At 72.9% G+C, this 12817-nt stretch carries 12 protein-coding genes and 1 riboswitch; of the genes, 6 read left to right on the top strand and 6 right to left on the bottom strand.

Annotated features, from left to right (window positions below):
• Window positions 1–9 precede the first annotated feature (9 nt).
• A riboswitch (cobalamin riboswitch) is annotated at window positions 10–251 on the top strand.
• A gap of 132 nt (window positions 252–383) precedes the next feature.
• The 6 genes from Tharo_RS16280 (at window position 384) to Tharo_RS16255 (ending at window position 6994) form a co-directional block, all read left to right on the top strand.
• The gene (locus Tharo_RS16280) at window positions 384–2213 is read left to right on the top strand and encodes a TonB-dependent receptor domain-containing protein (RefSeq protein WP_159051724.1); all 1830 of its coding nucleotides are present in this window, start codon (window positions 384–386) and stop codon (window positions 2211–2213) included.
• A gap of 66 nt (window positions 2214–2279) precedes the next feature.
• The gene (locus tag Tharo_RS16275; RefSeq protein WP_425444961.1) at window positions 2280–3236 is read left to right on the top strand and encodes a FecCD family ABC transporter permease; all 957 of its coding nucleotides are present in this window, start codon (window positions 2280–2282) and stop codon (window positions 3234–3236) included.
• Window positions 3233–4036: an ABC transporter ATP-binding protein gene (locus tag Tharo_RS16270; protein ID WP_107222106.1), complete on the top strand. Its 804-nt coding sequence runs from the start codon at window positions 3233–3235 to the stop codon at window positions 4034–4036. Before Tharo_RS16275 ends, Tharo_RS16270 begins: the two co-directional genes overlap by 4 nt.
• Before the next feature lie 77 nt (window positions 4037–4113).
• The gene (gene cobO / locus Tharo_RS16265) at window positions 4114–4722 is read left to right on the top strand and encodes a cob(I)yrinic acid a,c-diamide adenosyltransferase (protein WP_107222105.1); all 609 of its coding nucleotides are present in this window, start codon (window positions 4114–4116) and stop codon (window positions 4720–4722) included.
• A 2-nt stretch (window positions 4723–4724) separates the two neighbouring features.
• Window positions 4725–5573: a uroporphyrinogen-III C-methyltransferase gene (gene cobA / locus Tharo_RS16260; RefSeq protein ID WP_107222104.1), complete on the top strand. Its 849-nt coding sequence runs from the start codon at window positions 4725–4727 to the stop codon at window positions 5571–5573.
• Window positions 5570–6994 carry a cobyrinic acid a,c-diamide synthase CobB gene (locus tag Tharo_RS16255; protein WP_245880943.1) on the top strand — a complete coding sequence of 475 codons (1425 nt, stop codon included), beginning with the start codon at window positions 5570–5572 and terminating at the stop codon, window positions 6992–6994. Before cobA ends, Tharo_RS16255 begins: the two co-directional genes overlap by 4 nt.
• On the opposite strand, the gene cobJ is transcribed toward Tharo_RS16255, so the two are convergent.
• From cobJ to Tharo_RS16225, 6 genes are all read right to left on the bottom strand, one after another.
• A complete protein-coding gene (cobJ, locus tag Tharo_RS16250) occupies window positions 6943–7932 on the bottom strand; it encodes a precorrin-3B C(17)-methyltransferase (protein ID WP_107222102.1) in 990 nt (329 codons plus the stop codon). The two genes, Tharo_RS16255 and cobJ, sit on opposite strands and share 52 nt — an antisense overlap.
• The gene (locus Tharo_RS16245) at window positions 7926–8420 is read right to left on the bottom strand and encodes a cobalamin biosynthesis protein (RefSeq protein ID WP_245880942.1); all 495 of its coding nucleotides are present in this window, start codon (window positions 8418–8420) and stop codon (window positions 7926–7928) included. Before Tharo_RS16245 ends, cobJ begins: the two co-directional genes overlap by 7 nt.
• Complete coding sequence (locus tag Tharo_RS16240; RefSeq protein ID WP_107222100.1) at window positions 8417–9223, bottom strand: cobalamin biosynthesis central domain-containing protein; 807 nt, start codon at window positions 9221–9223, stop codon at window positions 8417–8419. The genes Tharo_RS16245 and Tharo_RS16240 overlap by 4 nt, the downstream gene beginning before the upstream one ends.
• Window positions 9224–9254: 31 nt before the next feature.
• Window positions 9255–10079, bottom strand: a complete 825-nt coding sequence (cobI, locus tag Tharo_RS16235; protein WP_107222099.1) for a precorrin-2 C(20)-methyltransferase — start codon at window positions 10077–10079, stop codon at window positions 9255–9257.
• Window positions 10076–11470, bottom strand: a complete 1395-nt coding sequence (gene cbiE, locus Tharo_RS16230) for a precorrin-6y C5,15-methyltransferase (decarboxylating) subunit CbiE (RefSeq protein WP_107222098.1) — start codon at window positions 11468–11470, stop codon at window positions 10076–10078. Before cbiE ends, cobI begins: the two co-directional genes overlap by 4 nt.
• A 145-nt stretch (window positions 11471–11615) precedes the next feature.
• A complete protein-coding gene (locus Tharo_RS16225; RefSeq protein WP_107222097.1) occupies window positions 11616–12776 on the bottom strand; it encodes a cobalt-precorrin-5B (C(1))-methyltransferase in 1161 nt (386 codons plus the stop codon).
• Between the last annotated feature and the right edge of the window lie 41 nt (window positions 12777–12817).

Below are 12817 nucleotides of genomic sequence, written 5' to 3'. Positions count from 1 at the left end.
TTGCCCCGGAAGGGGCAACGCGTTATCGGTGCCCGTGGGCGGTCCTCGCCCCGGGTTAAACGGGAAACAGGTGCGCGGCCCATCGCTTGAACGATGGTCGCAATGCCTGTGCTGCCCCCGCAACGGTAAGTGCGCGCAAGGCGGATCACGCAGCCACTGGGACACCCTCCCGGGAAGGCGATCCGCTGCGACCGGCCCATCAGCCGGTACAGCGCCCGAGCCCGGAGACCGGCCGAACGCGATTGGCGGATGTGCCGCGGGGTGGTGGCGACGGGCGCGGGTTTTCCTGCTCGGTTCGGTGCGCTCTCGCTCCCGGCACGTCCATGTGCAGCTGCCATGACGTGCGGGGACGCCCGCCATGGCGAAAGGAGTTCCTCGTTCAAATGAAAATCCGCCTTTCCGCGCTCGTTTCCGCGTGCGCGCTCGCTTATCCGTTCGTCCCGGCCCAGGCCGACGACCCCCAGCTCGACCACGTCGTGGTCACCGCGACCCGCCAGGAAAGCAGGGCCGACGACTTGCTCGCCGACGTGACCGTGGTCACTCGTGAACAGATCGAACGCCTCGGCGACACCACCCTGGCGCAAGTGCTGTCCCGCACCGCCGGGGTGTTCGTCACCGACGGCGGCTTGCCGGGCAAAACCGTTTCGGTGCTGATCCGCGGCACCGACAGCGGACACGCGCTGCTCCTCATCGACGGCATGCCGGTCACCTCCGCCACCCTCGGGCAGGCGCCGTTCGAAACCCTGAACGCGGCCGAAATCGAGCGCATCGAGATCCTGCGCGGGCCGGCCTCGTCGCTGTACGGCTCGGAGGCGATCGGCGGCGTGGTTCAGGTGTTCACCCGCCGCGGCCAGGGCCCGGCCAAGCCGCGGCTGGCGCTGCGCTACGGCAGTCATGACACGCGCGACCTGCAGGCCGGCGTTGCCGGCGGAACCGGGCAATGGTCCTATGCGCTGTCGGCCAGCCGGCTCCAGACCGATGGCATCTCGGCGACGCGCGGCCCGAGCGCCAATCCCGACCGCGACGGCTACAAGAACAGCGCCGCTTCGGGCAGCCTGCAGTGGCGCCCGGCCGAGGGCCATGAGCTCGGCGTGCACGTGCTGCGCTCCGCCGACGAGAACCACACCGACGGCGACTTCGATTTCGACAACCACACCGACAACGACATCCTGAGCTGGAACGCCTATACGCGAAACCGGCTGAGCGAGCGGTGGACGTCCACGCTGCGGGTGGGGGCGATGGAATACGCTGCCGACAACTTCCGCCCCGGGGCCAAGGACCGCTTCGTCACCGATACCGGCCTCGTCTCCTGGCAGAACGACATTCGCACGGCATGGGGCACCTGGCTCGCCGGCATTGAGCAGCAGCGCCAGGAGGTCGACACCAGCGGCGCCCTGGTGGTCGATTCGCGGACCACCGATTCGGCTTTCCTGGGCTGGACCGCCGCGTTCGGCGCGCACGGCGTGCAGATCAACGTCCGCCACGACGACATCGAACGCTTCGGCAGCGAGAAGACCTGGTCGGCCGCCTACGGCTACCAGCTCACCGAGGCGCTGCGCGCCTTCGCCTCGCTGGGGACGGCGTTCAAGGCGCCCAGTTTCAACGACCTGTACTATCCGGTGAACTGCTTTTCCTTCGGCTGCTTCGGCGGCAATCCGGACCTCGCGCCGGAGTCGGCGCGCAACCGTGAGGTCGGCCTCGCCTGGGAGCGCGCCGGCGAGGAAGTGCGCGTGGTCTACTTCGACAACCGGATCTCCGACCTCATCGACTGGGGGTTCACTCCGGAGAACATCGGCAAGGCCAGGATCCGCGGCCTGACCGCCAGCTACCGCGGTCGCGCGCAGGCCTGGCAGTGGAACGTGGTCGCCGATTTCCTCGATCCGCGCGACGAGGAAACCGACAACGTGCTGCGCCGGCGCCCCCGCCAGCGCCTGCTCGCCGGAGTCGATTACAGCGTCGGCGCGTGGACCGTGGGCGGCCAGTGGACCGCGGTCGGCGCGCGCTACGAAGATTCCGCCAACGATCAGCGCATGGGCGGCTATGGCCTGGTCGATCTGTTCGCCCGTTACCGCTTCGACAAGGCGTGGACGCTGGAGGCGCAAGTCAAGAACGTGGGCGACAAGGACTACGTCCTCGAGCGCGGCTACCAGAACACGGTGTTCGCCACCGAAGGGCGCACCGCCTTCGTCGGCCTGCGCTACACCCCGCGCTGAGCCCCGGTGGCCGTGTTCCGCCCGCCTTCCGCCCACGGCCCCGCGCTTGCCGGACGGCGGGCGCGGATCGTCCTTGCCGGGCTTGCGCTGTCGGCGGCGCTGGCCCTGCTGTGGGCCTTGTCGGCGGGCGAGCTCGACATTCCGGCGGGCACGGTGTTCGGCGCCCTGTTCGGCAGCGAGCAGGGCATGTCCGCCGCGATCGTGCGCGAACTGCGCCTGCCGCGTGCGGTCGCCGCCTTCGTCTGCGGCGGCCTGCTCGCCACCGCCGGCGCGCTGATGCAGGTGCTGCTGCGCAATCCGCTCGCCGACCCCTACATCCTCGGCATTTCCGGTGGCGCAGCGGTGGGGGCGCTGGGCGCGATCACGCTCGGCGCGGCGAGCTTCTGGATCGATGCATCGGCCTTCGTTGGCGCACTCACCGCGATGCTGCTGGTGTTCGGGCTGGCGCACGGCGAGGGCAGCTGGACGCAGACCCGGCTGCTGCTGACCGGAGTCATCGTCGCCGCCGGCTGCGGCGCGGCGGTGTCGCTGATGCTCGCGCTGGCATCGGATACGCGGGTGAAATCGATGCTGTTCTGGCTGATGGGGGACGCCAGCGCGGCGGTGCGGCCGTGGCCGGCGGTGCTGGTGCTGGTGGGGGCGCTGGCGCTGGTGGCGCCCTGCGCGCGCGACCTCAACGTGCTCGCGCGCGGCGAGCTTGGCGCACGTGCGCTCGGGGTGGCGGTACCCCGCCTGCGCGTCGGCCTGTACGTGCTCGCTTCGCTGCTGACCGCCACCGCGGTGACGCTGGTGGGCTCGGTCGGCTTCGTCGGCCTGATCGTGCCCCACCTGGTGCGGCTGGCGGTGGGCAACGACCAGCGCGTGCTGATTCCGGCCGCGGCGCTCGCCGGCGGCACCCTGCTGACCCTGGCCGATACCGCGGCGCGCACGGTGATCGCGCCCCAGCAGCTGCCGGTGGGGGTGCTGACCGCGCTGATCGGGGTGCCGGTCTTTCTGTTCCTGCTCTCGCGCAGCCCGCGATGAACGCCGTCCGCCGCCCCGTCGACGACGCTCCCTTGCTCGAGGCCGAGCGCCTCGCGCTGCAGGTGGGCGAGCGCTGGCTGTGCTGCGAGTTCAGCCTGAGCCTGGCGGCGGGGGAGTGCCTGGTGCTGCTCGGCCCCAATGGTGCGGGCAAGACCACCTTGCTGCACACCCTGGCCGGGCTGCGCGCGCCCACGGTGGGCGCGGTGCGCCTGGGCGGGCGGCCCTACGCGGCGTGGCCGACGCTGGAGGCGGCGCGGTTCCGCGGCCTGCTGGTGCAGCAGCAGCCGGACCATTTCGCCGCGAGCGTGCTCGAGACGGTGCTGATCGGCCGCCATCCCCACCTCGGCCGCTGGGGCTGGGAGGGCGCCGAGGATGTCGCCATCGCCCGCCGGGCGCTGGCCGACGCCGGCCTCGCCGGGTTCGAGGGGCGCGACGTGCTGACCCTGTCCGGCGGCGAGCGCCAGCGCGTGGCGATCGCTGCCCTGCTCGCGCAGGCGCCGCGCCTGTTCCTGCTCGACGAACCGCTCAACCACCTCGACCTGCACCACCAGATCGCCACCCTGGAGCTGTTCCGCCGCATCGCCCGCAGCGATCCGGCGGGCCGCGGCGTGGTCATGGTGATGCACGACCTGAACCTCGCCGCGCGCTTCGCCGACCAGGTGATCCTGCTCGATGGCCGCGGCGGCGTCACCGCGGGCGGGCGCGACCAGGTGCTGCGCGCCGACCTGCTGAGCGAGGCCTTCGGCCACCCGCTGCGGCGCTGCGAACTCGACGGCCGGGCGATTTTCGTGCCGGACTGAACGCGCGCCGGCAGATCGGGGACAATGTGCACCGTGCGCGCCGGGGCGCGCGATGCGGTGAATCGAGGAAGGACAGCATGACCGAAAACGAGCAACGCGACGCCCGCCACAACGCGCGCATGGCGCGCAAGAAGGCGGTGATCGATGACCGGATCGCGCACGCACAGGCCGAGCGCGGCGTGCTGCTGGTCAACACCGGCAACGGCAAGGGCAAGTCGAGCGCCGGCTTCGGCCTGGTGGCGCGCGCCCTCGGCCACGGCCTGCAGGTGGGCGTGGTGCAGTTCATCAAGGGCCGCGCCGACACCGGCGAGGAGGCCTTCTTCCGCAACCAGCCCGGCGTGCGCTGGCACGTGATGGGCGATGGCTTCACCTGGGACACCCAGGACCGCGCGCGCGACGTCGCCCGCGCGCAGGCGGCGTGGGCGCTGGCACGCGAGATGCTTCAGGATCCGGGCATCGGCCTGGTGGTGCTCGACGAGCTCAACATCGCGCTCAAGCACCATTACCTGGAGGTGGACGCGGTGCTCGCCGACCTGCGCGCCCGTCCGCTGCGGCAACACGTGGTGGTCACCGGCCGCGGCGCGCCGGCCGCGCTGCTCGACGCCGCCGACACCGTCACCGACATGACGCCGGTCAAGCATGCCTTCGCCGCCGGGGTGAAGGCGATGCCCGGCATGGAGTGGTAAAGATGGCACTGCCCGATCTCGCGGTTTACCGTCCCGGCCCGCTGCCGGGGCATGTGTACCTGGTGGGCGCCGGCCCCGGCGACCCGGAGCTGTTCACCCTGCGCGGCGCGCGCCTGGTGGCGGGGGCGGATGTCGTCGTCCATGACAACCTCGTCAGCCCGGCGATCGTCGACCTCGCCCCGGCGGCGGCCGAGCGCATCTACGTCGGCAAGAAGGCCGCCGACCACACCCTGCCGCAGGACGAGATCAACCGCCTGCTGCTGCGCCTGGCGCAGGCCGGCAAGCGGGTGGTGCGGCTCAAGGGCGGCGACCCCTTCATCTTCGGCCGCGGCGGCGAGGAGATGGAGGTGCTGGTCGAGGCCGGGATCACCGTCGAGGTCGTCCCCGGCGTCACCGCCGCGGCCGGGGTGGCGGCCTATGCCGGCATCCCGCTGACCCACCGCGACCATGCGCAATCGGTGGTGTTCACCACCGGTTTCCTGAAAAACGGCGCGCTCGATCTGGACTGGGCGATGCTCGCCCGCCCGCAGCAGACGGTGGTGATCTACATGGGCATTTCGCGCCTGGCCGAGATCTGCCGCCAGTTCATCGCCCACGGCCTGCCGCCGGACACGCCGGCGGGGGTCATCGAGCGCGGCACCACCCATGCGCAGCGGGTGGTGGTGGCGGATCTGGCGACCCTCGCCGAGCGCGTCCACCAGGAAGGGGTGCGCCCGCCCTCGCTCACCGTGATCGGCCGCGTGGTCGGCCTCTACCCGAAGCTGTCATGGTTCGAACCCGCCGCCCAGCCTCAGGCTTCGCCGCTGCCGCACGCCGGCTGTGCGGTGGTGCATGGGGAGGGCCGGAAGTGAGCACCGTCGTGGTGCGCCAGGCTGCGGCGGCTGCCCCGCAAACGGCCGCGGCGCGCTGCCCGGCGCTGTTCGTCGCCGCACCGGCTTCGGGCCAGGGCAAGACCACGATCACCGCCGCGCTCGCCCGCCTGCACACCCGGCTCGGGCGCCGCGTGCGGGTGTTCAAGTGCGGCCCCGACTTCCTCGACCCGCAGATCCATGCAGTAGCCAGCGGCGCGCTGGTGGATAACGTCGACCTCGGCATGTGCGGCGCGGCCGACATCGCCTGGCGCCTGCACCGGGCGGCGGGCGAGGCCGATCTGATCCTGGTCGAAGGGGTGATGGGGCTGTACGACGGTGCCCCTTCGGGGGCCGACATCGCCCGCCGCTTCGGCCTCCCGGTGATGGCGGTGATCGACGCGCGGGCGATGGCGCAGACTTTCGGCGCCATCGCCCACGGCCTCGCCCACTACCAACCCGGCCTGCCCTTCGCCGGCGTGCTCGCCAACCACGTCGGCAGCGCGCGCCACGCCGAGCTGCTGCGCGCATCGCTGCCCGCCGGCATGCGCTGGTTCGGCGCGGTGATGCGCGATGCGGCCGCGGCCCTGCCCGAACGCCATCTGGGCCTGTTGCAGGCGAGCGAGATCGAAGACCTCGACGCCCGCCTCGAGCGCCTCGCCGACCATCTGCAGCACACCGGTGCGGCCGAATTGCCGCCGGCAGTGGCGTTTCCCGCGGTGCCGGCGCAGCTGATTCCGCCCCTGCTCGCCGGGCGGCGGGTGGCGGTGGCGCGCGATGCGGCCTACGGCTTCCTCTACCCGGCCAACCTCGACACCTTGCGCGCGCTCGGCGCCGAGCCGGTGTTCTTTTCCCCGCTCGCCGGCGAGCCCCTGCCGCCGGGCAGCGACGCGGTGTGGCTGCCCGGCGGCTACCCGGAACTCCATGCCGTCGCGCTCGCCGCCAACACCGCCCTGTGGTCGGCACTGCGCGCCCATGTTGCCGCCGGCAAGGCGCTGCTGGCCGAATGCGGGGGGCTGATGAGCCTGCTCGAAACGGTGGTGGACCGCGACGGCGCGGCCCACGCCTTTGCCGGCCTGCTGCCCGGGTGCGCGCGGATGCAGCAACGCCTCGCGGCGCTCGGCCTGCAGGAAGTGACACTGCCCGAGGGCCGCCTCAGCGGCCATACCTTCCACTATTCGAAGACCGAAACCGCGCTCGTGCCGGCGCTGCGCGCGCGCCGCCCCGATGGCGGCGAGGGCGAGGCGATCTACCGCTGCGGCGCGCTCACCGCGTCCTACGTGCATTTCTGGTTCCCGTCGAACCCGGTCGCGGTCGCGGCCCTGTTCGGCGCCGCCGGTGGGGCGGGCGAGGAGGGCGCGCTGCGGACGGCTCAGCCGGATGCGCTGCTCGACGGCGACGGCGTCAGCACGGCGGCGAGGTAATCTTCCGGCAGGCGGTATTCGGCGGCGAGCTCGGCGGCGCTGCGGCCGCTCGCACGGATCGTCTCCAGCCAGCCGGCAAGGCCGGTCGACAGCGAGCGCCCGGCCTGCTCGCCCCCCAGCGTGGTGCGCTCGCCGGCGGCGACCTCGTACTTGTTCGCATAGCCGCGCGGCGTCACCATCAGACCGTCGCGCACGAAGGTGTTGGAGTTGCCGATCAGCACCGTGCTCAGCATGCCGATGTCGGCCTCGGCCATGCGTTCCAGGGTGGTGAACTCGATGCGCTGCTTGGGCCGGTAGGCCGACTTGACGATGGCCACCGGGGTGTCGGCGCGGCGATGGCGCAGGAACAGGCGCTGGGCCTCGACGATCTGCTGGGCGCGGCGGCCGCTCTTGGGGTTGTAGAGGGCGACGACGAAGTCGGCGTAGGCGACGGCGTCGAGCCGGCGCGCGATCGTCGGCCATGGGGTGAGCAGGTCCGATAGCGAGATTGCGCAGAAGTCGTGGGTCAGCGGCGCGCCGACCAGTGCGGCGCAGGTGTTGAGCGCCGAGGCGCCGGGCACGATCTCGACCTCGATCTCCGCATCCGGCGTCCACCCGGCCTGGAACAGAACCTCGAAAGTCGGCCCGGCCATGCCGTACACGCCGGCGTCGCCCGAGGAAATCAGCGCCACCTTGCGCCCCCGGCGCGCACGCTCGAGGGCTTCGATGGCGCGGTCGAGCTCTTCGGTCATCGACTTGCGGATGATCTCCTTGCCTTCGAGCAGCTCGGCGACGAGGCGGATGTAGGTGACGTAGCCGATCACGGTGTCGGCTTCGGCGATCGCGGCGCGCGCGCGTGCGGTGAGGTGCGCCTGGCTACCGGGGCCGAGGCCCACCAGCATGATCTTGCCGGCGGTGGTGGTGGGCGGGCTGGAAACGGGAATCGCGGCGCTCAGCATGAAGGGGGCTCCGAAAGGAAGGCCTGTCCTGGGGGCAGGTGGGGGTGGATGGGCGGGGGCAGGCGGGCGATCGACACCGTGGCGTTGCGCCCGTCGGCGCCGCGCAGCTTGTGCTTTTCGACCAGCAGCGCGCCGGGGTCGGTGGCGAGGTCGGTGCCGGCGGCGAGCAGCGTGGCGGCCTCGGACACCGAGGGTGTGCCGGTGTAGCGGCGCACCGTTTCCGACGGGTTGGGCACGACGACGCGGGCGAGCACGGCGGGCGGGTGGAAGGCGATGCGCCAGCGGTGACGGCGGGCGAGCGCGAGCAGGCCGGGCTCGTCGGCCTTGAGCGAGATGCTGGCGACGGCGGCGACGTCTTCGAGGCGCGCGCCGGCCTGCGCGAGCGCTTCGTCCACCGCGCGCGCGATCGTCGCCTCGGGCGTGCCGCGGTCGCAGCCGAGGCCCAGCGCCAGTCTCGGACCGCCTTCTCTCAAAGCGTCCCCTCTCACGCTGTTTCCTCCCACGCCCTCTCCTCCCGCGCTGCCTCCTGCGGCGGGCGGTAGATCACGCGCTTGCCGGCGAGGCGTGCGGCCCAGCCCGCGGGCAGCGCGCGGTGGCTGATCCACAGCACCGCGCCGAAGCGCGCCGGGTCGATGTCCTCGAGGCGTGCAAAGCAGTGCAGGTTGGCCGGCAGCGGGCCGCTGCGGCCGTTGGCGTGGCGCGCCCACCAGTCGCGGCTGCCGGCTTCCTGCACGAGGGCGACCGGCTCGTCGTTCACCACCGCGGCGCTGGCGCGCACGAGCTCGTCGTGGCTGGCGTCGAAGGTCCAGCCGAGCTCGCGCCCGAGCAGGTCGACGGCGAGCGTCGCGCGCGCGTCGGAGGCGGTGGTCAGCACCGGGGTGGCGCCCACCGCCTGCTGCAGCGCGGCGGCGATGGCGTTGGCGCCGCCGAGGTGGCCCGATAGCAGCGGGATCGCCCAGCGCCCGGCCTCGTCGACGACGACGACGCCGGGGTCGGTTTCCTTGCTCTTCAGGTGGGGCGCGATCAGGCGCACGACGGCGCTGAGCGAGACGATCGCGACGATGCCGTCGAAGGCGGCGAACAGCGCCGGGATCTGGTCGCCGACCTTGCCGGCGAAGCAGGCGCAGGCGCCGGGGGCGGCGGCCTCGGCCGTGGCGCGGAACTTCTCCGGCGCGAACAGCGTGGCGCCGGGCAGGGCGGCGAGCACGCGCCCGCCGAGGGCGATGCCGTGGCGGGTGATGGCGACGACGGCGAGGCGGCCGTTGGGGAAAGGAAGGTGTTGCTGGGGCATCGGATGCTGTTCTTGCCGGCGGGGGGGATGTTCAGGCGTCGATTACGGCGGCGAGCGATCCGGCGGCTGGCGCAGCGCGCTCGCGGCAGCCGCGGCGCAGTTCGCCGCGGGCGCGTTTCGGGTTCTGCACCAGCAGCAGCGAGAGATAATTGACCTTCTCGCCGCGCAGGCGGGTGAGGTCGTGCACCACGCGCTCCTCGGGGGCACCGACCTTCTCGACGAAGCAGCTGGTGGCGGTGAGGCCGCGGCGCTCGAGCAGCTCGAGGATCTCGTCCACCAGCGGCTTCACCTTCATCAGCACCAGGGTGTCGAACTCGTCGAGCAGGCGGTCGATTACTTCCACGCCGTAGGCGGCGGGAATCACCGCCATCGTCTCGTCCTCCTCGGCGAGCGCGAGGTCGGCGACCGCGGCGGCGGCGGCGAAGGAGCTGACCCCGGCGATGGTGTCGACGGTGATCTCGGGCGCGAGCTCGCGCACCGCGCGCGCGAGGTGGCGGAAGGTGGAGTAGGTGGAGGCGTCGCCCTCGACGAGGAAGGCGAGGTCGCGCCCCTCGGCGAGCAGCTGCACGGTCTGCGCCGCGGCGCGCGCCCAGGCCTTGGCCAGGGCGACGGCGTCGCGCGTCATCGGGAACACCAGCTCGACGGCGTCGGCGGGAATCGCCAGGCCGCCGCGGCGGGCGATGTCGAGGGCGTAGGAGGATTCCTCCGCCTTCTTCACCGGATAGGCCCAGCGCGCGTGCGACTGCAGCGCGGCCCAGCCGCGGCGGGTGATCAGCTCGGGGTCACCGGGGCCGAGGGAGACGCCGATCAGGCGGCCGAAGCGGGCGGGGGTGGGGGCGGCGGGGGGCGGGTTCATGGAGCTTCCTTGCGGGCGGTGACGATCCACACCGGGTTCTGCGCGGCGAGCCGGTGCAGGTCGAGGATGGGCTGGCTGCGCGCGGCCGACAGCATGGTGACTTCCCAGGCGGCGCCGGCCGCGGCCAGTGCGGTGGTGGCGGTGGCGAGGTTTTCCAGGGTGACGAAGTTCATCACCAGGCGGCCGCCCGGCCTCAGGCGGCTGAGCACGAGGGCGATCAGCTCGGCGAGCTCGCCGCCCGAGCCGCCGACGAAGACGGCGTCGGGGTCAGGCCAGTGTTCCAGCCCGGCGGGGGCCTTGCCTTCGAACAGGCTGTAGTTGGTGGCGCGCAGCCGGCGCGCGTTGGCGCGTGCGTTGGCGGCGTCGGCGGCGTTCTTCTCGATCGCCCAGACGTGACCGTGGTGGGAGAGGCGGCTCGCCTCCAGGCCGACCGAGCCGGCGCCGGCGCCGATGTCCCAGACCACGCTGTCGGTGCGCAGGGCGAGTTTGGCCAGCGACAGCGCGCGCGCCTCGAGCTTGGTGATCAGGCCCTTTTCCGGTGTGCGCTGGACGTAGTCGAGGTCGTCGAAGCCGAACAGCGGTGCGCTCGCCGGCAGCGGGTGGGCGGCCGGCGCGGCGGCGACGTCGGCCGGGGCGGACGCCGGAGCGTCGTGGGTGGACGCCGGCAGGCGCTCGACGATGACGACGTTGGGCCCGGGGAAACGGCGCTGCGCGGCTTCGGCAAGCGCCAGCCGGGGGAACACCGCTTCGTCGGCGAGGCACAGGCGGGCGACGACCGACAGGCGAACCTCCTCGCCGCTGCCGGCTTCGCCGTAGCCGGCAGCGCGGAGGGCGCGGGCGAGGCGGTCGGGGCCGTTGGCCGGGCTGGTGAAGGCGGCCACCAGCGGCTGCTCGGCCACTGCACGCACGATCCGGTACAGGCCATGGGCGGGGCCGGGTGCCGGCTGCAGCGGATCGGGTTGCCATTCGCCGGCGTCGGCGCCATGGCAGGAAGCGATGTGGGCGTCCTGCCACGGCAGCTTGAGGCGGGCGAAAGCCAGTTGCAGCGTCGACGGCGCGGGCAGGACCTCCACCGCGTGCGCGCCGAGCTTGTCGATCAGGGTGGCGGCGATGCCATGACAGAGCGGGTCGCCGGTGGCGAGCACGACGGCGCGGCCGGCGGCGGCCTGCGCCTCGGCGATCCAGCCCGGCAGGCGGGCGAAGGCGCCGTCGAGGGCGTGGCGGCGGGCGGCCGCGGGCAGGAACTCGGCCACCAGCTCGAGCGTGCGGCCGGCGCCGATGACGCAGGCGGCGCCGGCGAGGCGGGCGCGAGCGAGGTCGGACAGACCCGGCCAGCCGTCGTCGAGGATGCCGACGATGGTGCAGGAAGGGAGTGCGTTCGGTGTCGTCATCGGTCCGCTGCGGCGGGCATGGCGGTGCAAAAGCGGGTAACGGCGGCCGTTGCCGCCGGGGTCTGGCCGCCGCCGGAGTGCGGCGCGGGCCATGGCGATGCGGCCGGTGTGCGGCCGGCGATGGGGGAGGAGGCCCTGCGTCGGCTCACGGCGCGTCCTCGTCGATGCTCACGATCGGCGCGCCCTCGAAGTTGCAGGCGAGCACGGTGAGGCGGTGCGGGCCGGGGTAGCGTTCACGCAGGCTGCGCAGCGCGCGCTCGGCCAGCGCACGGTGGAAGGCGGGCGCGAGGCCCAGCTCGGCGAGGCGTTCGGCGGCGAAGCGGGCGGTCTCGGCGGCGCGGATCTCGGCCACCAGCGCAGGTGGCGCACCGACCTCGGCAGCGGCGCCGGCGATCAGCGCGCGGTCGATCTCGCCGCGCCAGGCGTGGGTTACCGACAGGCCCTGGGCGATCTTGGTCAGCTTGCCGACCATCGCGCCGAGCACGATATGGCGCATGCCCAGCTTGACTGCGGTGGTGAACGCCGCCTTGACGAAGTCGCCGAACTCGACGAAGCAGGCCGGGTCGAGCTCGGGGAAGACGCGCATCGCGCCTTTCTCGGTGCGCCCGCCGGTGGTCAGCACCAGCGTGGTCTGCCCCTGTGCCGCGGCGACCTCGATCGCCTGCACCACGCTGGCGCGCCAGGCTGCGGTGGAGAACGGGCGCACGATGCCGGTGGTGCCGAGGATGCTGATGCCGCCGAGGATGCCGAGGCGGGCGTTGAGGGTCTTCTTCGCCATCTCCTCGCCGCCGGGCACCGAGATCCTCACCGCCAGGCCGTCACCGGCCTGCAGGATGGCCGCGCCGGCGGCGGCGACGTTGGCGACGATGTTGCGCCGCGGCACCGGGTTGATCGCCGGCCCCCCCACCTCGAGGCCCAGCCCCGGCCTGGTCACGACGCCGACGCCGGGGCCGCCCTCGAGCACGACTTCGCCGCCCCCGCCGGGGATGCGGCGGACCTCCACCGTGATGTGCGCACCGTGGGTGGCGTCGGGGTCGTCGCCGCCATCCTTGATCGCCACCGCATGGGCGCAGTCGGTGGCGTCGATCCGCTCCACCCGACCGTCGAGGATGGCGAACTCGGCCCGCATGCCGTTGGGCAGCGCGCACGCCACCCGCTCGGGTACTGTCCCGCGCACCAGCCCGAGCGTGGCCGCGGCTGCCGCGGCGGCGGCGGTGGCGCCGGTGGTGAGGCCGGTACGGTTGCCGCGCTGGCGACGGCGGTCGCCTTTGCGGATCTTGTCGGGGGGCGCTGCGGAGGTGTCCATCGGGTAGGGCAGGAGGAGGTTGCGGGCGGTCGGATATCCGT

Origin of the sequence: Thauera aromatica K172 (genome assembly GCF_003030465.1) — a bacterium.
In the GTDB taxonomy this organism is placed as follows: domain Bacteria; phylum Pseudomonadota; class Gammaproteobacteria; order Burkholderiales; family Rhodocyclaceae; genus Thauera; species Thauera aromatica.
Note: the sequence above shows the minus strand (reverse complement) of the source record. Positions and strands in the feature narration are given on the sequence as shown.

Bases quoted from the DNA above. Each gene is read 5' to 3' on its own strand.
- Tharo_RS16280 (WP_159051724.1), top strand. From the start codon at position 384: ATGAAAATCCGCCTTTCCGCGCTCGTTTCCGCGTGCGCGCTCGCTTAT.
- Tharo_RS16270 (WP_107222106.1), top strand. From the start codon at position 3,233: ATGAACGCCGTCCGCCGCCCCGTCGACGACGCTCCCTTGCTCGAGGCC.
- cobO (WP_107222105.1), top strand. From the start codon at position 4,114: ATGACCGAAAACGAGCAACGCGACGCCCGCCACAACGCGCGCATGGCG.
- cobA (WP_107222104.1), top strand. From the start codon at position 4,725: ATGGCACTGCCCGATCTCGCGGTTTACCGTCCCGGCCCGCTGCCGGGG.
- cobJ (WP_107222102.1), bottom strand. From the start codon at position 7,932: ATGCTGAGCGCCGCGATTCCCGTTTCCAGCCCGCCCACCACCACCGCC.
- Tharo_RS16240 (WP_107222100.1), bottom strand. From the start codon at position 9,223: ATGCCCCAGCAACACCTTCCTTTCCCCAACGGCCGCCTCGCCGTCGTC.
- cobI (WP_107222099.1), bottom strand. From the start codon at position 10,079: ATGAACCCGCCCCCCGCCGCCCCCACCCCCGCCCGCTTCGGCCGCCTG.
- cbiE (WP_107222098.1), bottom strand. From the start codon at position 11,470: ATGACGACACCGAACGCACTCCCTTCCTGCACCATCGTCGGCATCCTC.
- Tharo_RS16225 (WP_107222097.1), bottom strand. From the start codon at position 12,776: ATGGACACCTCCGCAGCGCCCCCCGACAAGATCCGCAAAGGCGACCGC.